At 54.4% G+C, this 24,857-nt stretch carries 24 protein-coding genes; 6 read left to right on the top strand and 18 right to left on the bottom strand.

Annotated elements, in window-relative coordinates; all coding sequences use genetic code 11:
- Positions 1-19: 19 nt before the first annotated feature.
- A complete protein-coding gene (locus tag C792_RS0103665; protein WP_017548093.1) occupies positions 20-1,186 on the bottom strand; it encodes a glycosyltransferase family 4 protein in 1,167 nt (388 codons plus the stop codon).
- 212 nt (positions 1,187-1,398) lie between these two features.
- Between C792_RS0103665 and C792_RS14185 the strand changes: the two genes are divergently transcribed.
- The 3 genes from C792_RS14185 to C792_RS0103650 are packed head-to-tail and all read left to right on the top strand — an operon-like array spanning position 1,399 to position 3,691.
- A complete protein-coding gene (locus C792_RS14185) occupies positions 1,399-2,778 on the top strand; it encodes an LCP family protein (RefSeq protein ID WP_017548092.1) in 1,380 nt (459 codons plus the stop codon).
- A gap of 12 nt (positions 2,779-2,790) precedes the next feature.
- Positions 2,791-3,258, top strand: coding sequence for a DUF2538 family protein (locus tag C792_RS0103655; RefSeq protein ID WP_017548091.1), 468 nt, complete (start codon positions 2,791-2,793; stop codon positions 3,256-3,258).
- A 10-nt stretch (positions 3,259-3,268) separates the two neighbouring features.
- On the top strand, positions 3,269-3,691 hold the full coding sequence (locus C792_RS0103650; RefSeq protein ID WP_017548090.1) for a GNAT family N-acetyltransferase: 423 nt from the start codon (positions 3,269-3,271) through the stop codon (positions 3,689-3,691).
- Between the two features lie 19 nt (positions 3,692-3,710).
- Here the strand turns inward: C792_RS0103650 and C792_RS0103645 are convergent, their stop codons facing one another.
- From C792_RS0103645 to C792_RS0103585, 13 genes are all read right to left on the bottom strand, one after another.
- Positions 3,711-5,876 (bottom strand): glycosyltransferase, encoded by a 2,166-nt coding sequence (locus C792_RS0103645; protein WP_017548089.1) that lies wholly within the window; start codon positions 5,874-5,876, stop codon positions 3,711-3,713.
- Between the two features lie 7 nt (positions 5,877-5,883).
- A complete protein-coding gene (locus C792_RS0103640; RefSeq protein ID WP_017548088.1) occupies positions 5,884-6,093 on the bottom strand; it encodes a hypothetical protein in 210 nt (69 codons plus the stop codon).
- 122 nt (positions 6,094-6,215) lie between these two features.
- On the bottom strand, positions 6,216-7,124 hold the full coding sequence (locus C792_RS0103635; protein WP_017548087.1) for an ABC transporter ATP-binding protein: 909 nt from the start codon (positions 7,122-7,124) through the stop codon (positions 6,216-6,218).
- Positions 7,125-7,139: 15 nt separating this feature from the next.
- Entirely contained in the window at positions 7,140-9,215 is a 2,076-nt protein-coding gene (locus C792_RS14615; RefSeq protein WP_017548086.1) for a hypothetical protein, read from the bottom strand.
- Complete coding sequence (locus tag C792_RS0103625) at positions 9,216-9,839, bottom strand: hypothetical protein (protein WP_017548085.1); 624 nt, start codon at positions 9,837-9,839, stop codon at positions 9,216-9,218.
- Positions 9,836-10,213, bottom strand: a complete 378-nt coding sequence (locus C792_RS0103620; RefSeq protein WP_017548084.1) for a hypothetical protein — start codon at positions 10,211-10,213, stop codon at positions 9,836-9,838. Before C792_RS0103620 ends, C792_RS0103625 begins: the two co-directional genes overlap by 4 nt.
- Positions 10,200-11,348 (bottom strand): glycosyltransferase family 4 protein, encoded by a 1,149-nt coding sequence (locus C792_RS0103615; protein ID WP_017548083.1) that lies wholly within the window; start codon positions 11,346-11,348, stop codon positions 10,200-10,202. The genes C792_RS0103620 and C792_RS0103615 overlap by 14 nt, the downstream gene beginning before the upstream one ends.
- A 13-nt stretch (positions 11,349-11,361) precedes the next feature.
- Positions 11,362-12,171, bottom strand: a complete 810-nt coding sequence (locus C792_RS0103610; RefSeq protein ID WP_017548082.1) for an ABC transporter permease — start codon at positions 12,169-12,171, stop codon at positions 11,362-11,364.
- Between the two features lie 117 nt (positions 12,172-12,288).
- Positions 12,289-13,269, bottom strand: coding sequence for an acyltransferase family protein (locus tag C792_RS0103605; RefSeq protein ID WP_017548081.1), 981 nt, complete (start codon positions 13,267-13,269; stop codon positions 12,289-12,291).
- A gap of 183 nt (positions 13,270-13,452) precedes the next feature.
- On the bottom strand, positions 13,453-13,872 hold the full coding sequence (locus C792_RS0103600) for a MarR family winged helix-turn-helix transcriptional regulator (protein ID WP_017548080.1): 420 nt from the start codon (positions 13,870-13,872) through the stop codon (positions 13,453-13,455).
- A gap of 113 nt (positions 13,873-13,985) precedes the next feature.
- On the bottom strand, positions 13,986-14,786 hold the full coding sequence (locus C792_RS0103595; RefSeq protein ID WP_017548079.1) for a hypothetical protein: 801 nt from the start codon (positions 14,784-14,786) through the stop codon (positions 13,986-13,988).
- A complete protein-coding gene (locus C792_RS0103590; protein WP_017548078.1) occupies positions 14,776-16,338 on the bottom strand; it encodes a hypothetical protein in 1,563 nt (520 codons plus the stop codon). The genes C792_RS0103595 and C792_RS0103590 overlap by 11 nt, the downstream gene beginning before the upstream one ends.
- A gap of 99 nt (positions 16,339-16,437) precedes the next feature.
- Positions 16,438-16,938 (bottom strand): competence protein ComK, encoded by a 501-nt coding sequence (locus C792_RS0103585; protein WP_017548077.1) that lies wholly within the window; start codon positions 16,936-16,938, stop codon positions 16,438-16,440.
- Positions 16,939-17,108: 170 nt separating this feature from the next.
- Between C792_RS0103585 and C792_RS0103580 the strand changes: the two genes are divergently transcribed.
- The 3 genes from C792_RS0103580 to C792_RS0103570 all read left to right on the top strand — a co-directional run bounded on the left by C792_RS0103580 (position 17,109) and on the right by C792_RS0103570 (position 19,324).
- The gene (locus C792_RS0103580) at positions 17,109-17,693 is read left to right on the top strand and encodes a sigma-70 family RNA polymerase sigma factor (RefSeq protein WP_017548076.1); all 585 of its coding nucleotides are present in this window, start codon (positions 17,109-17,111) and stop codon (positions 17,691-17,693) included.
- A gap of 152 nt (positions 17,694-17,845) precedes the next feature.
- Complete coding sequence (locus tag C792_RS0103575) at positions 17,846-18,043, top strand: YkvS family protein (RefSeq protein ID WP_017548075.1); 198 nt, start codon at positions 17,846-17,848, stop codon at positions 18,041-18,043.
- A gap of 237 nt (positions 18,044-18,280) precedes the next feature.
- A complete protein-coding gene (locus C792_RS0103570; RefSeq protein ID WP_017548074.1) occupies positions 18,281-19,324 on the top strand; it encodes a nuclease-related domain-containing protein in 1,044 nt (347 codons plus the stop codon).
- A 428-nt stretch (positions 19,325-19,752) separates the two neighbouring features.
- Here C792_RS0103570 and C792_RS0103565 read toward each other — a convergent pair whose 3' ends face one another.
- The 4 genes from C792_RS0103565 to C792_RS0103550 all read right to left on the bottom strand — a co-directional run bounded on the left by C792_RS0103565 (position 19,753) and on the right by C792_RS0103550 (position 24,788).
- Positions 19,753-20,667, bottom strand: coding sequence for a bifunctional UDP-sugar hydrolase/5'-nucleotidase (locus C792_RS0103565; RefSeq protein ID WP_017548073.1), 915 nt, complete (start codon positions 20,665-20,667; stop codon positions 19,753-19,755).
- A 77-nt stretch (positions 20,668-20,744) separates the two neighbouring features.
- Complete coding sequence (locus C792_RS0103560; RefSeq protein ID WP_017548072.1) at positions 20,745-22,100, bottom strand: TrkH family potassium uptake protein; 1,356 nt, start codon at positions 22,098-22,100, stop codon at positions 20,745-20,747.
- A 170-nt stretch (positions 22,101-22,270) separates the two neighbouring features.
- Entirely contained in the window at positions 22,271-23,950 is a 1,680-nt protein-coding gene (locus tag C792_RS0103555) for a S1C family serine protease (protein ID WP_017548071.1), read from the bottom strand.
- A 49-nt stretch (positions 23,951-23,999) separates the two neighbouring features.
- Positions 24,000-24,788 carry a TerC family protein gene (locus C792_RS0103550; RefSeq protein ID WP_017548070.1) on the bottom strand — a complete coding sequence of 263 codons (789 nt, stop codon included), beginning with the start codon at positions 24,786-24,788 and terminating at the stop codon, positions 24,000-24,002.
- Positions 24,789-24,857: the final 69 nt, after the last annotated feature.

Below are 24,857 nucleotides of genomic sequence, written 5' to 3'. Positions count from 1 at the left end.
CTCTCTTTTACTAAACGTCTTACCTGAACTTCCTGTACACCCGCTTCAACACTTCCTTCTCATTATCCCAGTTATACTTCTCTTTTGCCTGTTTTGCGTTTTCGCGGAATTTTTGTCGCAGTGCGTCGTCGTCCACAAGCGTCTGGATGGCTTCTTCCAGCTGCCCGGTGCTCTCGGGCTCGACCGTGAGCCCGACCTGCTCCCCTTCGATGACGGCCTCTATCTCGGGCAGCCTGGATCCGATGACGGGTACATGCGCCATGATGTACTCGAACAGTTTGTTGCTGGAGGCGGAATAATGGTTGAAGTTCGTGTTCTCCAGGAACTGGATGCCGAGGTCGGCGGCTTTTGTATAGCGCCTGAGTTCTTTATAGGGAACCCTCTGGATGAAATGGACTTTGTGCCCGAGCCCGATCTCCTTATGGTAATTGATGAGGTTTAGCCTTTCCTTGCCGTCGCCGATCATGATGAGTCTGGCGCCTTCTGTATCCTTGAAGGCATCGAGCAGTTTGAAAAGTCCCCTGCCCTCCTGCATGCCGCCCTGGTAGAGGACGATTTTCTCACTTTCAGGTATATCGAATTCCTGCCTGATCGGATAGGCTTCCACTTCATCTATGTCATAGTACTCCGAATAGTTGTGTACCGGTGTCGGGCGCTTTTTGTACAGCCTCCTGTGGTAGTCGGCCCGTGTGCCGTTCTCGACGATGACGTGGTCGGCGAACTTGAGCAGGAATTTCTCTATCCTGTATATCTTCTCAAAGCTGTAGTGCGTCCGGCTGGTCTGCACTTCGTGGGAGTCATAGATCAGCGGCTTCCGGTCCAGCCTCAGTTTCGCACCGGCGATTCCCTGCAGCAGTGTGTTCAGATCATGGGAATGGTAGATGTCCGCATCCTGGCGCCTGCCGAGCGCCATCATCTTCAGCATCGTGAGCATGTTGGGGATGTGTTTGTCCAGGACACCGGATTTCATCTTCCTCTGCATGAACCCGGGCAGTTCAAGTTTCAGGGGCCGGTTGACGATTACTCCGGGGGAGATTGTTTCGGCCGACGGGAGTTGCCGTTCGTCCATCTCCTTTTTGGCGATGACTGTGACTGTATACCCCATTTCGGTGAGCGCGGCGGCTTCCCTCAGCACGCGCGCATCGTTTACAAAGTTGTTCCAGACGAACATCGTTATCTGCTTCATACTGCACCTCTATCGCTTTCATAAAAAATTCATAACTGTAAACATACAATTCCTTGTGATTCACCGCAGTTTTCGGTATCATGGACAACAGTTTTCAAAAATAAATGTAATTGGCATCCATTAATATTTCATTTTACCTTTATCTCATATTATAATGAAAGTTATGTATAAAGTCATTACATCTAAATCCAATCAAAGTAGGTTACTCATTTATGAAAAAATTTCTATACGGTGCGATCATCCTTCTGGTCATCGCCCTGGTTGTCATCGGTGTCTACCTGTTCAACCTGTTCAACGCTTTCCAGAGCGGTGTAGACAGTTCGTACGAAGGGACGGACCGGGAAGGCTCCGAGCTGCGCGAGGAGGATATCGATCCTTCGATGGACAGCTTCACGGTGCTCATCCTCGGTGTAGATGAGAATGATGCCCGCAGTGAAAAGAACAACATGGATACTGATGATTTCCGCACCGACACCATGATGCTCGCGACGTTCGACAAGGAAGCGGATGAAGTGAAGCTGACCGGCATCCCGAGGGATACGCTCACCTACTTCCCCGAACAGAATTACTTCGACAAGATTACACACGCCCACCGCGAAGGCGGGCCGGACAACTCGATGGCGGCGGTGGAATCGCTGCTCAATGTACCGGTCGACTTCTACGTGAGGGTGAACATGTCGGCGGTCGTCGATGTGGTTGACTCGCTCGGCGGCGTGGAGTTCGATGTACCGTTCGACATGAACGAGCCGAACCTGAACGATGACGGCCGTACCAGGCTGGACGCCGGCAAACAGACCCTGAACGGCGAGGAGGCGCTGGCCGTCGTCCGGAGCCGCCGTGTGGATACAGACCTCGGGCGCGGACAGAGACAGCTCGAGATGGTCGAATCGATACTCAGCAAGGCAAAATCGACCGGTGCACTGACAAAGCTCGATGACCTGATCAAGGTGGTTGCGGACAATACGAAGCACAACATGGAAGCCGGGACGATCCGGAGCCTTGCGGCCTACTATTCGACGAACGAGCTGGAGTTCAATTCCACGCAGCTGCGCGGCAGCGACTACTGGAACCCTGGCAACGGCGCCTACTTCTACTGGGCGAACGAGGAGCATCTCTATACGATCTCAAGCACACTGCGGGAGACACTCGGCCTCGAGGAACCGGAACCATACGACATGATAAACGTCCGCCTGATGGACTACATCACGCCGTATCAGTACCTCGATGACTATTACCTCGAGGAATTCGAACCGGAACAGCCGCCGTACTTCATGCAGGAAGGCTACGAGCCGCAGTTCGGTGACGGCTTCGACATCCCTGAATCCAATCCGGAAGAGAGCATAGAGGGAGAGGGGGATATCGAAACCAGCCCCGAAGAGCAGCCACAGAATGAGGAATCCGGCGGGGAGGACGTTCCTCGGGAACCGGCCGGGGAAACCCAGCCTGAACAGTCTTCCGAGGAATATTACGATGACGGCTCAGGCCAGGATGACGGCCAGGGCGCTCAATTTGATGAACAGCCGGCGACAGAAGAGTATAATGGGGGTACAGGCGGATTCGAAGGCGGAAGTCGTTCTTATAACGGAGTTTAGGAGCTGATTGCTATGAGAAAGACGTATGACAAGGAGACGAACATCAACGAGATGTTCGACTACCTTGAAGATCAGATTAAAAACAGCGGCCGTCCGAAGATCGAGGATGAGTATTTCTATCTCAACCATGAACACAAGGAGATGTACCTCTCCATCAAGGGGTATTTCAGCGAGTCGCTCGTGAATCCCGAAGTGGACGGGGCATGCTATATCCTGGCCATTCCGGAGATCTACAAAAATGTCGACATCTTCGAGCTGACGTTCCCGATGGACTGGGTGAAGAATTCAGAGGGCAGGCTCTCTGACTCATTCAAGCAGCTGAAGCCCCACATGCAGTACATTGCGCTTGCTGCGGCGGAAGCGAGCAACATCCGCTTCAACACACAGCCCGCCCTGTCCCTTGGCCTCAACTACTGGAACATCGCGCAGCTGAAGACATTCTGGCAGTTCACGGCGATCCGCCGCAAAAATGCAATGTAGAGGTGACACAATGGAAATCACAGTTGCAGAATCAAAAGAGCTTTACGAACAGTGCCTGGCAATCCGCAAGCGCGTATTCGTCGAGGAACAGGATGTACCCCTTGACCTCGAGATCGATGAACATGAAGATTTCTCAACGCATATACTTTTGCGGGATGACACGCCGCTCGGCACCGTCAGGTACCGCCCGTTGTCCAAGGAGACCATCAAGGTCGAACGCATGGCCGTCCTGCCGGAGGCCCGCGGCATGAAGCTTGGGCGCAGGCTCATGGAATTCGTCCATGAACACGCCCGCCACTACGGTTATGAGAAGGCGCGGCTCGGTGCACAGACCCATGCCGCCGACTTCTACGAAAAGCTGGGATACGAAATAGTATCCGATGAATTCGAGGATGCGGGCATTCCGCACGTATATATGGAACGCAGTTTATGAGAAAAAGAGGAGAACCCGCCTATACCGGGTTCTCCTCTTTTTGTGTGATTCTCTTCAGATTCTCTTTTATCGCCCCGTGGTCATTGAGCGGGTTGCAGATGATGCTGTCGCTTTTCTCACTGCATATGGAAGCAAGGGTGCTCCCGGGCTCATACTGCACCCATATTTTCGTGCCGGAGCCCAGGTAGTCACTGAACTTCGACGGCAGATACGGGTTCCGCCTCTTGTATCCGCCCGTCCGTGCATCACTCAGCATGAGGTAGTCGAATTCCTTTGATGCACTCAGGAATTCGAAGTATCTGAGGTACGGGTTCACCTCAACGATGTCCTTCAGGCCGTTCGAGAATATCTGGCTCTTCACCTGCCGGGTACTGTTGGTGAAGACATGGATTTTCACATCGAGCGACTCCGCCTTGATGATGCGCGCGATGTTCATGATCTCTTCTGCGTTCCGCGTCTCGTAGAAATTGCCGAAATAGCCGATGTTGATCTTGTCTTTATCAAGCGCCACATAGTTCTTCTGATAGTTGTAGTACTCCGGTGCAAGCGTCGGATGCCGGTCGATGACCGACTTTTGCCTGACCATCTCCTTGAAATCCTCATCGAAGCGCTCGATCATCGACTCAAGCTGCAGTTCGTTTGTGAATACCAGCTCTTCGGCAAAGAGGAACGGGATGACTTCGGCCATGTTGAACAGGTTGCCATCGAGATATTTCTGGTAGTTGGAGGCGGTGTGCCTCTTTATCTCCTTGATGTCCTTCTTTGTATAGAAGCCCGCCTGGCGGATGTTGTTCTTTATATCCCGGTACAGCGGATCCGAGAATTCGGCGATCCACCTGATATTCCGGCTCTCCTTGAAGATCTCGTAGGCAAGGACATGTGACGCCGGCCAGAGCGCCCTCGAATAGATCTCCCTGTATCTGTATATATCGAGCTTCTCCATCGCACGTTCGACGAACAGGCTGATGTACTTGCTGTTGGTGAATGAGGATGTAGTGTTTATCTCCCGGCGGCTGGCTATGAAGGGGCCGGCCAGGCGCTCGAGTGTGAGATCCATGCTGCGCACGTCGTACATGTTGTTGTGGATGACGTCGCACGGCTCCCCTCTTTCGACGATGCGCTTGGCCATGACGATGCCGCTTGTATCCGAGTACGGCGGGAAGCAGTAGCTGATGTACAGCCGCTTTGCCAGATCCTCGTTCATGCGTGCATACGGGAAGTATTCATCCGTGTAGTGCGCCACTTCGCCTGCGACAAGTGCGTAGTCCTCCATGTGCTCTTTCAGATAGCGGTTCATGAAGCCGGCCTGGGCACGCATGCGGTCGATGATGAGTGTCCGCACTTCCTCATCATCCTCGACTTTGAGGATGTCCTGGAGGCGTCCGAGTACCGCAATGCGGTCCGTGATGCTGAACTCGTAATTGGATTTCGTGCGGGAGAGCGAGTTGTCGACCAGATGCCTGTAGTATACGGCTTCGTCCGGATTCACCTTGACGATGGGCTTGTGCTCTGAGATGAGCTGCATATAGAGCAGCACGTCCTCGCCGTTGTTCAGTGTCTCGTCGAACTTCGTCTTTTTCAGAAGGTGCGTCGGAAGCACCTTGCCGCCGTTCAATGACAGGTTTTTGACGACACTGTAGTAGCTTTCCGGATAGGTATCCCGGCCCGTAAGTTCCCGGTTGATATGGTTGGCACCGCCGTCCGGTTTCTGCCCTTTCACGTCATACAGCCGGTTGAGCAGTATGGTGAACGGCTCGCACGCTTCGAGGGATTTCTCCAGGTAGTCGGCCGATATCGTATCGTCCGAATCCAGGAAGGCGATGTTGGAATAGGATGCATTATCGATGCCTGCGTTCCTCGCCCGGCTCACGCCCTGTTCTGTATAGATCACTCTGTACTGCTTCTTTGTTTCGAGAGAGTTGAATATCTCCTCGGTCCGGACGTATTCCCCGTTGAAGATGATGATGACCTCGAACTGCTCACGCTCAAGCGTCTGTGCCTCGAGCGAGCCGATCAGCCGCTCGATGTATTCCTCGCCGCGGTGGACGGGGATGATGACACTGATGCCTTCGGATAAAGGGAGTTCATGGCTTTCGGGGCGGCCTGCCGTTTTTTTCCCCAGAGTGATGGCACGTTTTTGTTCCTCAATTTCCTGCAATCTCTTTCGAATGTTAAGTTCAGCCATTTTATCCCTACTTCTTCATCATCTTTTTCGCCTTCAGAGCGGCTTTTATCGGCAGGAACTCCTTGTATTTCTGGAGTTCGCGGTTCAATCGGGCATTGTCATTCTTCAGGGCCGACATTTCCTGGTCAATTATTTTGAACTCACTGAGTACGCGCTCCTCCTGCTCCAGGCTTTCGAGGGCAATCTTCTTCAATTCTTCATAACTCAACTGGTCCATATTGACTCACTTCCATCCTTTTTTGGCACCCGGGTACCGTATTGCAGATTCAGTATAATACACGTACATTAATATTCGATTAAAATTCCCGGTCAATCCGGGAAAATTATGAAAAATTCCGCCTAAAGATGCCCGATGATCTGAAAATAGGCAGCAACAATCATGCTGACCGTCACGCCGCCCAGGACCAGGCTGTTCCATATTCCGAATTTCGTATCATCCTTCAGCGTCTCGAACTCGAATATCCGCTGCCCTTCGATCATGGCCTTCTTGTACCGCTGCTGGATATGTTTGGGCTTCTGGTTGTAGCCGCGCACGAACCTCGCATACAATCCGACAACGGGGATGCAGTTGCCGTATTCGCGCACTTCACCGTAATGGATCCAGAGCGCCTTGTTGCACATCTTCTGGATCTGCCCGATGGAGTGGCTGACGAAGAAGATCGTCCTGCCCTCTTCGCGGAACTGTTCCATGCGCCGTATGCATTTGTTCGCAAATGTATCGTCACCGACTGAGAGCGCCTCATCGACGATGAGCACATCCGGGTCGGTGTGGACGGCTATGGAGAAGCCGAGCCGCGACTGCATGCCGCTCGAATAGTTCTTGATCGGCCGCTCCATGAAGTCCCCGAGCTCGCTGAATTCTACAATGTCTTCATACTTCCCGTCGATTTCCCGCTCGCTCATGCCGTGCATCAGGCATTTCATGCGGATGTTCTCCCTGCCGGTCAGCTCCATGTTGAGCCCTGCCGAAATCGCGATGAGCGATGCCTCCCCGTTCACTTCGATGCTGCCGGTCGAAGGTTCCGACACCCCGCCGAGCAGGTTCGACAGCGTGGATTTGCCCGAGCCGTTGAGGCCGACGATGCCGACGGAATCCCCGGGCTCCACATCGAAGGAGACATCTTTCAATGCCTGATAGTACTCCGTCTTCTTCTCCATGAACGGCAGGATCATATTCCACAGCTTCTTTTTGTTCTTGGTTACGTTGTAGACTTTTGATACATTCTCTACACGCACTTTGTATTCCATATTCTCACATCCATGTCATTTAGAGCAGGTGATCATGTCCGCCCTGTACAGCTCTTTGCCGAGCCTTCCGGCAAGATTTCCGAACGCCTGCGCATATTCGTGATAGTCATGCTGACGGGTGATGGCAATATTGCCATCGACTGTCTGGTCCAGCACACTGCCCGGTTCCGTGAATGCCCACACGAAGCTTGAACTGCCCCGGTAGTCGCTGAGCTTCGACGGCACATAGGGATTGAACGGCTTGATGCCGATCGTCTGTGCATCGAAGATCATCAGTATATCGAGCCTGCCTGAAAGGTTCAGGAACTCGAAGTACGACACATACGGGTTCAGCACGATGTAATCCCTGAAGTCGCTGCTTTTGTGGAACTGCATCGTTTTGCCGTTCAGGTTCGTGAACACGTGGATCCTGAAATTGTTGATGCCTTTATCATACAGCTGCCTGGCCACGAGCTCGATCTGCCTGAATCCGCGGGTATCGTAGAAGTTGCCGAAGTACGCCAGGTTGATCACCGTGTCATCCAAAGCATAATACGACTGCACCAGACTGTAGAGTGCCGCAGGCGGTGTCGGATGCTGGCTTACCGTGGCCTTCTTTCTGATCCGTTCCTGAAGTTCCGGATCGAAGCGTTCCATCATATATCTGAGCTGATGGGTGTTCGTGAAGATCAGCTCGTCGGCGTAGAGGAACGGCAGCACTTCACACAGGTTGAAGACGTTGTCGCTCAGCAGCCCGTGATATTCCGGGGCCACATCCCGCTTCAGGTTCTCTATATACTCATCATCCTCGATTGGCGCGTATCTCTGAAGTGCATTCACGTCCTTGTGGAGCGGGTCCGAGAACTCCGCCACCCATTTGATGCCCGGGTTGTGCCGCTTGATCTCGTAGCCCAGGAAATGGGACTGCGTGAACATCGCCCGGGAATAGATTTCCCCGTACTTTTCGCGATGGTTCATGAACTGCCGGTAACCGTCATGCACATAGCTCTCGATGCTGCCCCAGCTGCTGAAGGCCTGGGGGCCGTCCAGCATGAACTGGGAATCGAGCAGTCCGGATACCAGGTTGAGCAGTTTTTCATCGCGCGTACGTATGCGGTCCATATTGTTGGAGATGATGTCCACGATTTCGCCCGATTCATGGATGCGTTTTGCCATGACGTTGCCGCTCGTATCATTGTAGGGCGGGAAGCAGTAGGCGAGCACCAGTTTTTTGGCGTCCCCTTTGTTGAGTGCCTTGTAGTGGATGTTTTTGATGCCGATCTGCCTCATCCTGCCGATGAGCGCATCCTTGCCGATTTCACCCCGGTCCAGCATATTTTTAAGCGGCACCGTGAACTGTTCGTTGAAATGCCCGAGCATCGCAGTGGCCGAGGTGTCATACCGTTTCCCGAGTGCCCGGTCTATGTGGCTGATGACCGTGAGCAGCGCATCGGCGGAGTCCGGAAAGCCCCTGGCCGGTTCGCCGTGGATACTGACCCGCTCCGTCCGCTTCAGTTCGCCTCTGAACGTTGAAATGGCAAAGATCTGCTGGAGCCATGCGTTCATGCGGAAACTCAGGGTCCGATCGAATTCGTGGACGAACAGCTTCCTTGACGGCAGCAGCAGGGTGTTCTCCCGGATCAGCTTGTCATAGACGCCGAAATCATCAGCCGTCTCCCTCCGGTCGAACGTCTGATGGAAATGCCTGTAGATTTTACCGTCGACGGATTTCGGGTCGCTCAGGCCGCACAGTATGATGTCCGTCTGCTTCCATTCCGTGCCCCCGTCCTCGAAACGGAGCGTCTGATGCCCATCAAGTATGATGAAGTGCGAAAACTTCACATAAAGCTTTGCATCCTCCACCGTCCCCTTGACGGGGATGACGTTGTCATCCGCCGGGACGCCTGCGAGCACTTCGTCATCTGTTGACGCGACGATGAGCTGGACATCGCCTGACGCCCTGCTGACATTATGCGCAAGAGATGCATTCCACCCGTCCACCTGCTGGATGACGGAGACGCCGGGGGGGAGGGGGGCACCGAAGGCCTCGATTTCTTTGTTGATATAGTCGGAGTTGACATCCTGCATGTTAATCTTGAAATCAATCTTCATCTAATGCCTCCCCTTTCTGTTCCAATACGCCATCTGCAGGCGGCCGAGCTTCGACTTGCGGAGCCGGTCCAGGCGGTCGAGCGCCTGTTTGTACTTATCCATCACATTCAGATAGCGGCTGGCGAGATCCTCATCCTGTTTGATGCCCGAGACAGCCTTCAGATTGTCGTACCGCGACTTCAGTTCCTGATATTTCCGGGTTTCAGCATCCGCATCACTCAGCAGGCTCTCTATGATTTCCATCTCATACGTCCTGCTTTTGAGCCTGAGGTTGTGTGAGAGTATCCTGAAGCGTTCTTTCACGTCCGGGCCGGCTGTACCGGTTCCGAGGATGAACCGTCCGCCCTCCACCGCGATGTCACCTGCCCCAAGCGACTCGAGCAGGGCTTCACTGAGGTGATCCGGACTGATCATGATCCTTATGCGCACTCTCTCTTCCGGTGGAATCTGCTCCATGGCTGCCCCGATCTCCCCGTGGGTAAGATTGTCCACATCGACATGGAGCATGTCCGCTTCGCCGAGTGCCAAGTTTACATCTTTGCAGAAAGTTGCCGCATTGTCGGCTTCCAGTATATGGCGTGTGCCGCCGCCTTCAAGGTCCGTGACCCGGATCAGTCTGCTCATGATCCATCATCCTTTTTGAAATTGATGCTCACCTTTTCGCTCACGATATCAAGGTCGTTCTCATGCTGGCGGGCAAAGCCCTGCACGGTATACCTGCCTTTTGGCACATCCAGGTTGAATGTGTTGGACAGCTGGTACGGCAGTTTGAGCGTCTCCATCCTGCCCTTGCGGTCGGTCACATAGACCGCGTAGGTCATCCGGTTGCCGGTGGCGTCGATGATCACTTCGAGCGTGCCTCCCGCATCCCTGACATGGACGTCGTTGATGCGGAGTTTCGGCGATGCGTTGTTTACAAGCGCACTCGTCTCCTCCATGATCTGTCCGATATGGCTTTCAAGGTCCCGGTATGCTTTTTCCCAGTCAACTCCAGTCACTTGTAATCACCTCCAGTTCCTTTCTGATCACTGTATCAGCCCCCGCCTGCCGCTTTATTTCGGCAGAGGCCCTTTTTGACATGTTCAAAAATCTCTTCGGGTCCCTGTACAGCCTGTCGTAGTATGCGACCATCGCGTCTACATCATCCCGCCCGGCAAGCATGCCGGTCTTATCGTGATCCACGAATTCGGGGATGCCGCCGATGGCATTTGAGATCGGCACGAGGCCGCTACTCATCGCCTCCCCGATCGATACCCCCTGGGAGTCATGCCGGGACGGGCCGAGGAAGACGCCGTGCGCCCGGTGGATTTCAGGGATTTCGCCCTGCGGCACGAACCGTTTGTGCAGATGGACATTATCGTATTTTTTAAGCGGCTGGTTGATCCTGTCGAATAAAGGCCCGTCGCCGTACAGGTTGAACGTCAGCTTCTTGAAATAGCGCTTGCTGCTGATCTTCTGTATGAATTCAGCCGTCAGGTCGTTGGCGTAGTTCCGTGCGGTGTACGGCCGTATGCTGCATATGTTGAGCCGGTCCCGCTTTTCCTTCCGGTGATACGGGAACAGTGTCTCATCCACGATGTTCGGGATGATGTAGAAGCGCTCCGGCACGACACCTGTAAACGGATCGGCGTACAGCTCCTTGAATGCCCGGGATACATAGACGAATTTGATGTTGTAGCCGCCTGTCATGATCTCACGCAGGAATTGCCGCTGCGCCTCATAGGCCGTATCCTTCTTTTCGAGCTGGGTGTCGAGCTTTTTGATGTCCTCAAGGAAATTGTAGTACCGCCGGTGCCATGCTTCCGCTTCGAAGCCGTGCAGCCAGACGACGATGTTCGGCCGCTGCCCTTCCGGCAGCTCACTCACGCCGTAAAACATTTTCGGGTTGATGAAATGGAACAGCACCGTGCCGTAGTGATTCTCTTTCATATGTGATGCAATCTGGTATTCATCCATGTATTTTATGTGGACGCCGTCGTAGAACTTATCCTTCAGCACCTTCGTCGTGATGACGATGACATCGACGTCAAGCCCCGCCCTCTGGTAGGACTTGACGCGCCTGTGGAGGAAGCCGTTGGCATAGACTTTTTCCACAGTCGGATATGCATTGCAGATCAGCAGATATTTCTGCATGAAAATACCACCTTTATAAGTAATCGATCAGTTTATATCTGAATTTCATATGCAGATAGCTCCCTATGATGAGCAGGAAGAACGTCATGCTCCAGAAATACAGATGGTCGATGCCGTCGCCGTATAGGAACCCGTCGTCATAGATGAGAGCGTTGCGGAACGTCTGGACGAGATAGGCGAACGGATTGAGATCCGACACCACCTGCAGCAGTCCGCCGCGCTCCCCCGCCTGCCAGAAGATCGGCGTGAGGAAGAAGCCCATCCGGATGAGGTTCTGCAGCACATTCCTGAAGTCGCGCACCAGTATGATGAGCGTACTCATCACAAGCGTGATCGCAAAGATCAGCGCAAATGATGCCACCAGGAAATAGAGCAGTCCCAGGAAATAGAGCGGGTTGCTGTACTGGCCGGCAAGCGAGATCAGCCCGATGATGACCGTCATGAAGAACAGGTTGATCAGGCTGTTCGTGTAGGAAATCGACAGCAGTACACTCGACGGGAACCGCATCTTGGTCACCAGCCCGAGCTGGGCATAGATCGCGTTCGAGCCGATGTTGATCGCCTGGGAGATGAACAGCCACGGGAATAGCCCCGAAATCAGGTAGACGATGAACGGGATATCCGCATCCGGCGCCGTGGCACCGCGCAGCCCGAGGCCGAATATCATGTAGTATATCGCCGCCTGCATCAGCGGCTGGAGTATGTTCCAGAACAAGCCGAGATAATGGTTCGAGTATTCACTTTTGATGTTGTAAAGGGACAGCTTCCATATCAGGTGGAGGCTTCTGTATTGCTCATTCAATAACTTCAGTACATGATTCATTGTATTCCCTCAAAGCGTATTTTTATGATTAACCATCATTATATTACATAATTGCCATCGATGCGTGCCAAAGGGCAGGGCCGTCAGAACAAAGCGGACAAAAGCGGGTCCTCCGCTTCAGCCCGCAGTTTCCGGCACTCTGTTTTTCTCCCCGAGCAGCAGTCTCCTCGTGACGCCCGTACGCGACATCAGCATGCCGAGCATCACCGGGATGACCACGCCGAAGCACGTGAATTCGAACACCGTCACATCGTAGCCGAGCACCGTACGGAAGAATATGTTGACCGGCAGGTGCAGATACATGATGACGATGGAATATCTGCCCACGGTCTCGAACACCTCTTTGATCCTGTAGCGGGTCAGGACCGTGCTTACATAGATGACCGGCATGAAGAACGAAAGCGGAATGATGATGTCCATGAACACATTGTTGAGCCGGCCCATCTTCAGATTCATTTCGTGGGTCATGAAGCCGTTCGCATCAAGCACGATGAAAAATGCCGCAATGAGTGCGGATGACACCGCCAGCCAGAAGGAATTGTTGTATTTGACGATGAAATCCTTCGCATAATACCCGAGCGAATAATAAAAGACCGCAACCGGCACAGTGTCCACGTTCCAGAAGAAGTCGTAGGATGAAAGCACCGGAGTGTGCCCGATGATGAACAGCGCCAGGATGAGCGCCACCTGCACCCCTCTTCTGAGCGGGCTCATGAGGCCCAGGAGCAGCTGCGTCATGAGCAGCACGGTGATGAACCAGAACACGCCGTAAGGGCCCTGCAGCACCCGGCCCCCGTAGAGGAGCGTGGCGATATGCTCGAATATCATGTCCATGTTATGTAGGTTGAATACGGCGAATATGAGTATGCCGTATGCGAAATAGGGCACCATCAGCCGGCGCATCTTGGCTGCAGCCCAGCTGAAGAAGTCACGGATCCAGACCGGCTTGAACAGTACGCCCGACAGGAAGAAGAACAGCGGGATCCTGAACCATCCCAGATAGACATCCAGGTACTGGTGGCCTGCATGCCCCAGCACGACGAGTATGATGGAGAGCGCCTTTGCGATGTCCAGCCACTCTATCCTTTTTGACGCCATGCGCTTCACCCCGCCCATCCAGATGATGAATTATTTTTACTTTCGACTTGATAAATCTTACCATCTTTCATCACCGGCTGTCATTTAAAAGCCGGCCGGAACGCGCTTCTTTACGTAATCTTTACAATCGCTCCGGAATCAGAAGACTCCGGGAACACAGTCCCCGGAGTCTTTTCCCGCTCCCTATATATGGATCTTCTTAAGCGCCCTGATGAAGGCCGCCTTCTCCTCATCATCGAGGTCTTCGACGATACGGTCGGACAGCTTGCATATTTCCCCCTCGAGATTTTCAAGCGTCCTTTTTCCCAGACCCGTCAGATTGAGGTGTGTGGCACGCTTGTCCTGTGGATTGGACTCTTTCTCGATGAAACCACGCTCTGTGAGTCTCGTAATCGCCCGGGAAACGGAAGTCTGTTTCTTCTTGAAGCATTCCACAAGCTTTTTCTGGGTGATACCAGGTTCTTCTGAAATCATCTCTATGATGTACAGCTGATCCCTTGAGATGTTTCCCCTGTCGGTTTCAAACTCTGCAAGATGGTCAATTTTCGCATTGAGCAGATAGATGTATCTGCACAGATTACGTGTGTCGATAGTAACGTCCATAGGCTTCCCGACTTTCTTTACATTTTACTCGTGATAACTCTACTATCATTATACACAACCTGTATGCACAAAAAAACATTTTAGGGAAAAATGATTTGAATTTTTGAATTCTTTCACTTCCTGATCTGCTCAAGCTGCGCCTTTGGGATATAGCCCACCGAACATTCCTCCCCGACCTGCACATAGGCGGGGATATGGGGTGTTGCAGCATCCAGCGCCTCGCCGCGGGTCCTGAAACGGCCGATGATGACGACAATCCGGTGGATGAGCACATTGATGTCATCGATGACTTCCTGGCTCAGTCGCTCCGGGTCAAAATGGATCACCGGATTTTTCTTCTCCTTCGCCGGAAAAGTGATGGAGCGGATCCACCTGAGCTCATCCGGCGACAGTGCTTCACGCGTCTTCAGTTCGACCGCAAGGAACGGCCGCCTGTCCGATTTCCGGAAGGCATCCTCATACTGGTTCCTGAAATGGAAGAACTCGAGCCCGGTGCCATCCATACGCACGAAGTACTGCCTCTGCTGCTGCTGGACGTAGAACAGGGTCCCCGGCCCCACGGATGTCGTCCGGGTGAGTTCATGGAACCTGTCCACCGTCTCCATGAACATGGAGTAGTCCAGAAGCTTGCGGCCGGCAAGGTTATTCTCTTCCGCCCGGCTCTCGGTCAGTGTAATCGACATATCCGAGTTGTATATCTCGGCCCGCCCACTTTCCCCGAACAGGTGGTGCAGGGTCACGGACATGAGATCTTCATCCTCCGCCCCCTTCACTCTGAGACCGCCGGTGAAACTTTCGTTCACGAGATTTTTCCGGGCGAGTGCCGTGATGAGTGCATCCACTGTACTGTCCGTGCCGATGGTCACTTTCTCTATCGTGAGCTTCGTGTCTCTGATCTTCACTTTAAGTTTCATCTGATGCCCTCTCTTCCTCGTATGCTAACAGGTTTTTGAGTATGTCGACCCGGAGCGCCGCGAGATCCGGGTCTTCATAGAATGACCGGACTTTGACGTCCGCGGGCCGGGATGTCTCCGGCATGGTCCCTGTGATGAATGCCGTGAATGTCACTGCATAGTCCTCTTTCGGGTTCAGCGCCTGGTACGGCACGTAGAAGTCTTCTGCGTTGTTGTTGAAGAATGCCTCTTTTTCGGGATCCGACTTGTATTTGTTCTCAAGCCACTTTTCGTCGTACTGGCTCCAGAAGCGTTCGATGTAGGCACCGAGCAGTGCGTCCCGCTCCAGGCAGTCTAGTTCCGTGCCGCAGCCGTCCGTGAAATCCCCGGCCGGGAGCGAATGGATATGCCCGTACTCATGGATCAGCGTACGGTACTGGGCCGCCCGGCTGGTGTTGTCCCGGATATCGACGCCGAGCGTCGTGCCGTCTGTTTGTATGTCGACGTAGGCGAGCGTGTTGCCCTCGCCGTCCGAGAACAGGTCGAAGCCCGTGACCGTGGCCAGGCGTTCCGGCGGAATGATCGCCGTGAACATGTCCCAGATCTCCCGGAATTCCTCCTCTGTGCCGACAGGCAGGGTGTTTTCATGCGCCGGATCCGCGAGTCTCAGCTCGTCGTCCACTCTGTATGTGATGTAGTCTGTGCGGCTTCTGTTCTCGATGAAGATATGCGGCTCCTCATCGATGTCGATGTACTCCGACAGATCATCCAGGTACCGGTCGCCGGTCTCCTTACATTCTTCTATGGTTGCACAGTCCGCATGCTCCACCGGCTGCTGCCAGTCAATGTCGGTTTCATATTCTTCCCCCGGCCCGCCCAGCTCGAGCAGCATCATCCCGCTGAGTATGACGAGGGCGGCGGCTACGGCGAGGGACACAATCTGCAGAAAGAAGCGGCCCGCGTCATGGAGCGCTGTGCCCGGCATGTCGTCCGGGCCGCGTTCAACGGGGGTCCGGCCGATGATGCCGGCACCTGCCAGAACGGCCATTATGGCGTCGAGCTGGTTGTGGTAGTCCGGTTTCTTGTGTTCCGTGCCGTCAAGCGCATGGATATGGACATTTCCCCGCCGGCCTGTGACCGGGTACTCGCCGCATGTGAAGACATGTGTTTCGATATCGTTGTTGTTTGCGACGGCCATGAGTACCCGGAAATCCCGCTCGGCGATGTCCGTCGACAGCACGAACACATCGGCATCCCGGAACCAGTGGCCGTACCGCCGGTCCGACTTCACCGTTTCGTAATTGTTGCTGCCGGCGTCAAACCCGCTGTCATACAGGCGTCCGTATGCCGCCGACACCTTGCCGGCCCGCCGCGTATCGACACCGTCCGCATGCAGCGATTTCTTTACGGCGCCTGTGATCTTCGTCTCTTCAGTGCTGAAATTCGTATGTATATGAGTTTCGTTGCGGGAGTATCGCCCGATGAGTGATGCAATCTTGAATCCGCCGGCAGTTTCGATGTGGTCCGTGTTTTCCATATCGATATAAATGCCGCCGGCCGCCAGTATCTTCATCGCGCCACCCCCTCACCTGTACCCATTATCCTAAACTGGCCGTGAAAATAAAAGCGATTGCCCATAATTTACAGAAAGTTTCGTGACTTCGGGGCAGCTTCATGTATAGCTTCGCCGGATGGCGTACATCGCGTTCTGCTCCTTGATCTTGATCAGCCGGTCGTTGACGACAAGCGCCTTGCTGTACTGCTTCTCGCAAAATGCGAAATCCGCATGCACGTCCACACGCGTCCCGTCACTGAAATGGATGACGGTCGTGCCGGGGGCTGACCCCGGCGTGAAGCGCAGGAAGTGGTACAGGTTCACCCAGAACTGATTTCTCTGCCGGCTCACCGTAATCGGGAACAGGACGAACTGCAGCTGTTCATCGAGGATGATCGGCCCCTGCCTGTGGATTTCATGCGCCTTTTTCAGGTGGGTGCGGCGCGCCTTGATGGTCGAGCCGTATGTATGGAGCAGCAGTGCATCGATCAGTGATTCGGACGGTTTGGCCGAAGGCAGTGTGCGGCCGTTCTTGTATACCATGTGACAGAGGAACTCGGGATGCTGCACCGGTTCGATGTAGAACACGCCGGCATTCAGCGGATTTTCAGGATTCATGGTTCACCTCAATGTTATTATGTCTAGCCCGTTACTCAGGATAATTATAACCCAACTCCAAGTTATTTAACATATAATTAACAAAATATTTTAAATAGTTAACTCATTAGCATCCGGGGGACCATTCCGGACGGCTGTGACATTCGTTTCCGGCGTCCGGCGGCGCTATGATGGGTGCATCCGGAAATACTTTCAGATGTATCGATACATCACAGGAGATTGTGATGACAGATTTTGATAATAAAGGCATAGAATACATGGATGCGGACGACCGCGCGTTCGACCGGCGCATCATGGAGTATGAACCCATGATCCAGAGCATCATCGGACGGCTGAATGTCCGCTTCGACCAGGACGACTACATGCAGGTCGGGCGGCTCGCGGTGTACAACGCATTATCCACTTTTGACGACATCGCCGCCCGCGGCGCAACCGAGTCGCAGTTCGTCTACACCCGCATCTACCAGCGGATGATCGATGAGATCCGCCGCGTGTCGCGCTATACGAACAACGTCAGTGCGACCGATGACGACGTCCTGATGGAGAATACGGGTGCATCCGGGAATGAGGCGGTGCTCCTCGGCGAACTCCGCGACATGCTGGGCACGCTCGATTTGCGCGAACGGCAGTGGCTGCTGCTGACACTTGACGGCTACACCGTTGTCGAAATAGCAGCAGCCTCCGGGTTCAGCGTGTCGAGCGTGAAGAACTGGCGCCGGAGTGCCCGGGCGAAGCTTGGTGCGCTGCGCGGGTGACAGGTGGCGGTATTTCGAGCGGATGCGGGTTTTCATCCCGCCGGATTGGTGTAAGCGGTTAACAATTATTTTGTAAATCGGACGGAATGTTGATTACAAACGCTGCAAAAAGTAGTATAATGTCTTACATCATTGTTGTGGAGGTATGACGCATGGCAGATGTAGATGAAGAAGTAGTTGCGGCGAAAGTCGGCAACATCGTATCGTTTGACGGCATGAAAGGCAAGGTTGAGAAGGTGAATGACAATTCCGTCATTGTCGACATCACGATCAACGACAGCTTCGACGAGCATGAGATGTTCGAGAAGACGGTGGTCAACCACAAACGGTACACGATCATAGAAGAATAGTATTTCTTATATTGGCGTTGAGACCCGGCCCCTCTGTTGTGAGGGTGCCGGGATTTTTTTCGTGTCAAGGGTGGATTTCCGGTGTGTTTTGGCAATTTTTTCTATTATTCGGGGATATGGGAGTGAAACGGTGCCGGTTTTGCGAAATCTGCCTTTTTAATTCTGAAAAGATCAAACCGGCCGTTTTCAGGCATATATAGGGTGAAGAGCTTTTTATCATGAAGTTTGGAGGCAGATATGTTCGTTACTGAGAGAAACAGGTCGAAGCACCATGTATACTTTGAAACTTTGTCGGGACGTGCGGAGCTTGATAGGAAGGAGTCGGCAGACCTCAGGCGGCACCGGTCGGGATATTCGGGCGAGTGTGAATATGATGCGGTGCTTGATGCGGTCGGGCATGACAATCTTTTCGTTTTCCGGGATATATGGCTGCGGATCGGCGGCGGTGAGGTCCAGTTCGATGCGCTGATCGTGGCGGATAATGTTTTGGCCGTGAATGAGATCAAAAATTACAGCGGCAATTATTCGTATGAGAACGGGGTCTGGAGGGTGCGCGGCCAGCAGATTTCCGAGGATCCCGTCAGTCAGCTCAGCCGCGCTGCCGGGAAACTTGTGAAACTCCGCAATGAGTCGGGGTTCCCATTCGATATTGAGAAGGAGATCGTCTTCATCAATCCGTATTTCATTTTCGGGGGTGGTGAGGGTGGGGATAGTGATGGTGCCGGCGGCTCCAGGCATTTCATCATGCGGAACCGTCTGAAGCAGTACTTCCGCAGCCTCGGCAACCATACATCCGGCCGTTCCGCAAAAGTCCTGTCAGAGGAGATAGCGGGGCGCATCATCGCCGATCCCTATCCGGTTCCGGAAACTGATTACGGGCGGCTCAGACTGGGCGTGAACTGCTTTAGGTGCGGAAGTTTCGACGTGGAGATGAAACGGTTCGTGTCCATATGCCGCGGATGCGGCTATGCCGAGACCGTCGAAAGGCTGGTCGTCCGCACCGTGGTCGATTTCGCAGTGCTGTTCCCGGGTGAGGAGGTGACGAAAAAGAAGATTTCCGACTTTCTCGATGGATCAGTGGATCTGCAGAGGGTCCAGCGGCTGATGAAAAAGTATTTCCCCATTGTCCCAAACAGTTCCCGTACCCACTACCGGATAGCTGATAATAATCCAGTCAAAACTTTAAAAGCCGGAGGCTATTCTTCACATTACGAACACGATCCGGAATTTATGTTTGAAACGCATCCAAGGAGGCATAAACTGCAGGCGAATTATCTGTAAGAGGCGGCGTTTGCTTATTGTTGTTTTGGAATCGATGATAAGAGCCGGCGTTTGCTTATTGTTGTTTTGGAATCGATGATAAGAGCCGGCCGCCGCTTGTTCTCGATCCGAAAACGATGATAAGAGCCGGCGTTTGCTTATTCCCGATCCGCAATCGATGATAAGAGCGGACCGTCGCTTGTTCTCGATCCGCGATCGACGATAAGAGCCGGCCCGTCGCTTGTTCTCGATCCGCGATCGACGATAAGAGCCGGCCCGTTGCTTGTTCCCGATCTGCGATCGATGATAAGAGCGGACCGCCGCTTGTTCCCGATCCGCGATCGATGATAAGAGCGGACCGTCGCTTATTCCCGATCCGCAATCGATGATAAGAGCGGCCCCCCGCCGCCCGGCTTTTATTAACAAAAAGACACCCCGGCGGGGGTGTCTTACAGATGATAGTGCACCAGATCCAGGAGGTTGTAGTCTTCGCTGAGCCGGGAGACTTCCTGATCGATACAGGCGACCGAGTGGCCGAGATATTCGTATGTGCTGGTGCGGGTTTTGAAGTTCAGGGAGATGTGCATCACCTGGCTGTTGTGGTGGTGATGGTACATCGGCACGCGGCCGTCTTCCGGCACACTGAACGTCTCGTATTTCGAGTCTGAAATGCGCGGCCCCAGAACGGCGCTGGCACTGCCCGCATCCGCTCCATCCGCCTCACCGTCACCTGCCTCCTGCTCGGGGCTGCCGGTGACGACCAGCCCGACACCTTCCATATCCTGGAGGACGGCGGCTGCTTCATCGTCCCAGTCGGAGATGCAGACGATGACGTAATCGGGGTCGACGGAATCGTATATATAGCGCAGCCAGCGTTTCACCGAGCTGCCGAGCCCCGAGATGTAAAGTGTCGAATCCCGGTCGCCCTCCTCGGGGATGAAGTCCCCGCCGTAGCCGCTCACAACGACGAGCTTCATGCCGTTGATCTTAAACACCTGGTACGGCTCGCCGAAGAACGGCTCCTTTGTCATCGGATGGGTGACGTTGCAGTTCATCCACGGGAAATTCGAAAAGCTCAGCGCACGGCGCAGTTTCGACACGTTGGAAAGATCCTGGTGGTTGAAGACGCCGAAATCATACAGCATGTAGTTCATGCATGTGATTGCCGGATTGCGCGGCTGCGAGAAATCCTGATCGATGCCCATCGAGCCGCCGAGGTCCGACAGCAGAATGTGCGTGTTCTCCTCAAGCGACAGCCCGCGCTTGTATTTGGACACCTTCGACAGGCTGACCCCCGCCCGCCCGCCGAGCGACCGGTTCAGATGCTGGGTGATGATGAGACTGATGCTGAAAAACTCCTGCATGGAATTCCCCTTCCTTTCCGAAAATCTATCAAATCAGACGAAATTCAACTTCAAACGGACCGTGCGGATAAAAACCCCTAGCCGATCAGCAGACGCTCTTTCGGGAAGCGGTATGGCAGCTCCTGATGGCGCCCGCCGATACTGAACAGGAACGAGATGAAACCGATGCGTCCGATGAACATGAACATCATGATGATGACTTTGCTCGGGGCACTCAGATCATCCGTGATTCCGGTCGACAGGCCGCATGTGCCGAAGGCGCTGGTCACTTCGAATATGATGTCGAGCAGGTCGAAGCGGCTATCCTCGATAACGGTGATCGATACGATGCCGGAAAATACCAGCACGACGGCGAGCGAAATGACGGCAAATGCCCGGTACAGGTCCTCCCGCACGATTTCGCGGTTGAAGACGTTGACCCGGTCACGCCCGCGGCTGAATGCGACTAGGAACAGTATGACGAGCGCGAGTGTCGTCGTCCGGATGCCGCCGCCTGCTGAACTTGGGCTCGCGCCGATGAACATGAGGCCGCTCATGACAACCTGTGTACCGTCGGCAAATTGTGCGGGGTCGACGGTGGTGAGCCCGCCGCTCCGCGTGGTCGAAGATGCGAAGAAACTGTTCGAGAGCGTCTTGAACCACGTGTCATTCCTGAAATAGTTCTGGGACTCCATGACGAATATGAAGAATGTGCCGACTGCGAGCAGGAGTCCGTAGGTCGATGTCGTCACTTTGGTGAACAGCGAGAAGCGGAAATTCTTCTCCCGCCGGCTCAGATAGTCGCGGGCTTCCAGCAGCACCGGGAAGCCGATGGCCCCGAGCATGATCTGCAGCATGACCACGAACTGCAGAAAATAGCTCTCCGTGTAGTCAAGCAGCGAGTTGCCGAACAGGTCCATCCCCGCATTTGTCGTCGCTGAGACGGACAGGAAGATTCCCGTCATGAGCGAATGGCTGATGCTGCCGCCCTGTGCCATGAAATAGATGATATATATGAATGCACCGACGATTTCTATGACTATCAGCGTCTTGAAAATTTCGACGACGAGACGGACGACGCCGGACAGCTTGGTCTGGTTGTTGTCCACCATGATCTGCATGCGCTCGCGGAGGCCGATCCGGAACCCGAAAAACACCCAGACCAGTGTGCCGAGGGCCATGATGCCGATGCCGCCGAGGTTCATGATCAGCATGATCATGATATAGCCGCCCGTGTTGAACGTCTCTGCAATGCCGACCGGTGTGAGGCCGGTGACCGACAGCGCTGAGGCGGCGACGAATATCACGTCGATCAACGGTATTTCCTTGTCTCCCCGGTAGAACAGAGGAAAGCTGAGCAGCAGTGTCGCAATGGACAATGCCAGCAGGTAGTAGACGAATATCCAACGCTGTGGACTCATTTTGTGTAAAAAATCTTTCAGCCATCTAAGCATCAATGCACCTTCTTTCAATTACTACCAGTATACAAAAAATCATTTCAGTTGGCATCCCATTTTTTGTATACGCATGGACATCCGCGTGCCATCATCCATACCCGTTTTCAGGAGGGGATAAGACTTTCATCCCCAAAAGAAAAAGCCGGCCCGTAAGGCCGGCAAAAATGCTACTCCAGGGTGACTGTCGTCTCCCGGGATTCGCCGTTTCTGTAGAATTCCACTGTCATCTCTTCGCCCTGTTCCTTTTCATAGTACAGGTACTGGCGCAGCTCGAGCATGTTCCGGATCGGCTCGCCGTCGAGGGACACGATGACGTCGTACTGCTCGAGGCCGCCGTCCGCAGCCGGTGTGCCCTGCTGCACATTGCTGACGATGACGCCCTCTGTGACATCTTCCGGCAGGTTCATCTCACTGGTCAGTATTTCGGTCGGCACCGTGTAGAGGTCCTGCAGCTGGATGCCGAGGTATGGCCTTGTGACTTCGCCGTTCTCCTCGAGCTGTGTCACGATTTCCCTGACTTCGTTCGCCGGTATTGCAAAGCCGATGCCTTCAACGGTCGGCATGCTGATCTTCATGGAGTTGATGCCGATCAGGTTGCCTGACGCGTTGACGAGTGCGCCCCCGGAATTGCCCGGGTTGATGGCGGCATCAGTCTGGATGACATTGGATTCCCAGTCGTAGTTCCCGTCGCCGTCGATGTCGACAGGCACGCTGCGGTCGAGGCCGGAGACGATGCCGCGCGACACGGAGCCGGAGAATGCTTCCCCTAGCGGTGAACCGATGGCGATTGCCGTCTCGCCGACGAGCAGCTCATCGCTGTCGGCAAATTCGATGGCACTGCCGATGTCACCCCGGTCGACTTCAAGCACGGCAAGGTCGGTCCAGACATCCGCACCGACGATGGAGGCTGTGAGCTGTTCACCGGACTCAAGATTTATCTGGAGCTCTTCGGCCCCTTCCACGACGTGGTTGTTCGTGACGATGTATGCCTTGTCGTCCGTCAGCTTGTAGATGACACCGGAACCGGTGCCCGCTTCCTCAGGTTCCGCTTCCGGGCTCTCTACCGTACCCGGCATGAATGATTCCGCCTTCTGCAGGTTGATGACGGATACTACGGATTTTTTGGCCTTCTGGATGGCTGCGGTCGTATCGGTGATGCCTTCTGCGGAGTTCCCGCTGTTTTCCTCGAGCTGCTGCTTGATGTCTTCAAGCTCATTGCGGGCATCCTCCGGCACGGCCTCCTGGTCCGATTCGACCGCCGTCTCTTCGCCTTCCTGGATGCCGGTGCCTTCGTCATCATTTCCGAAGACGCTGAAGAGGAGGAGCATGGCCAGGGCGCCGATTGCGCCCATGATGAGGGGCACCAGCCAGAACAGGCACCCGCGCCCCTTCCGGCCACCGTCATCACCGGGCGGGCCGCCACGGCTGTCCGGTTCGTCCGGACCGGTGCTGCCGCCTCCGCCCGGGTGATGGTCCCGCTCCGGCGCAGCATCTTCCTTCTGTTCCCCGGCCGGCTGGTTCGGTGCCGGTGTCGGCGCAGCATTTTCCGCCGGGTCTGTGCCCGCGCCGCGGCCGGAATCTTCGGCCGCGGCCGGCGCGGGATTCTGGTCCGGATTCAGGCCGGGATCGGTGTGGGACTCCGGAGGATGCCCGCCGGACGATGCCCGCCGGGCTTCGGGGCCGTTCTGGAATTCACGTGTGCGCTCTGCCTCCTGCTGGCGCTCTGCCTGCTGACGCGCGGAATCAGGCGCAAATTCACGCCTGCTGCCACTGTCTTCCGACGAAAAGACTCTGCGTTTGCGGCGGTACTGTTCCCTCGGAATGATATGTTTCTCTCCCTTATCCAAGTGCGACGCCTCCTGTCAAAAAATGAACTTATACTATATTATAGAGATTTTAATAGTTGCTTTCCACTCTTTTGCCGCCGTGTCCATCCGTGTTTTTACTGGAGAACCAGCCGATGAGGATGACCACGACCATGACTGCCCAGAAGATCAGTTTCCATGTTGTCGAATGCGGGAACTCGTGCGGAATGACGCCGATCTGGTCGTGTGCAAGCGTGAGTACGGCGAGTTTTACGCCGACCCAGCCGACGATGACGAAAGCCGCCACTTCGAGTCCCGGCTTCTGCTGGAGGATCTCGACGAACCACGTCGCGAAGAACCGCATGATGATGACGCCGATCAGGCCGCCGATGAGCATCACTGTATACTGTCCGGCATTGACACCGAAGAAGTCGCCGCCGATCTCAGGCAGTGCGAGCGCGATTGCGGCCGCTGCGAGTATCGAGTCGATGGCAAACGCGATGTCGGCCAGCTCGACTTTGAATACCGTCATCCAGAAGCCGCTGCCCTTCTGCTTCTTCTCCATCTTTTCCAGGTCCTCCTCCTCGCTCTGCCCCTGCCTTATCTTGATGAGGTGCGAAATCGACACGTAGAAGAGGTATATTGCACCAAGCGCCTGCATCCACCACCACTGGACGAGGAAGACGAGCAGCAGGATGGCGATCATGCGGAAGACGAATGCGCCGAGCAGACCGTAGAAGAGCGCCCTCTTGCGCCTCTTCGGGTCAAGGTGTTTGACCATGACTGCGAGCACGACAGCGTTGTCGGCTGCAAGCAGGCCTTCGAGCACGATGAGTACGATGAGCACCCATGAGTACTCGAGCAAAACAGCAAAATCCATAAAAATTCCTCCTGAAGTTTGTTTTGACAAAACAAAAAGAGACCCCGATCCAGGATCCGTGACGCACAC

Source organism: Salinicoccus carnicancri Crm, assembly GCF_000330705.1.
In the GTDB taxonomy this organism is placed as follows: domain Bacteria; phylum Bacillota; class Bacilli; order Staphylococcales; family Salinicoccaceae; genus Salinicoccus; species Salinicoccus carnicancri.
The sequence above is the reverse complement of the archived record's forward strand: the minus strand, read 5'-3'. Positions and strand labels throughout refer to the sequence as shown.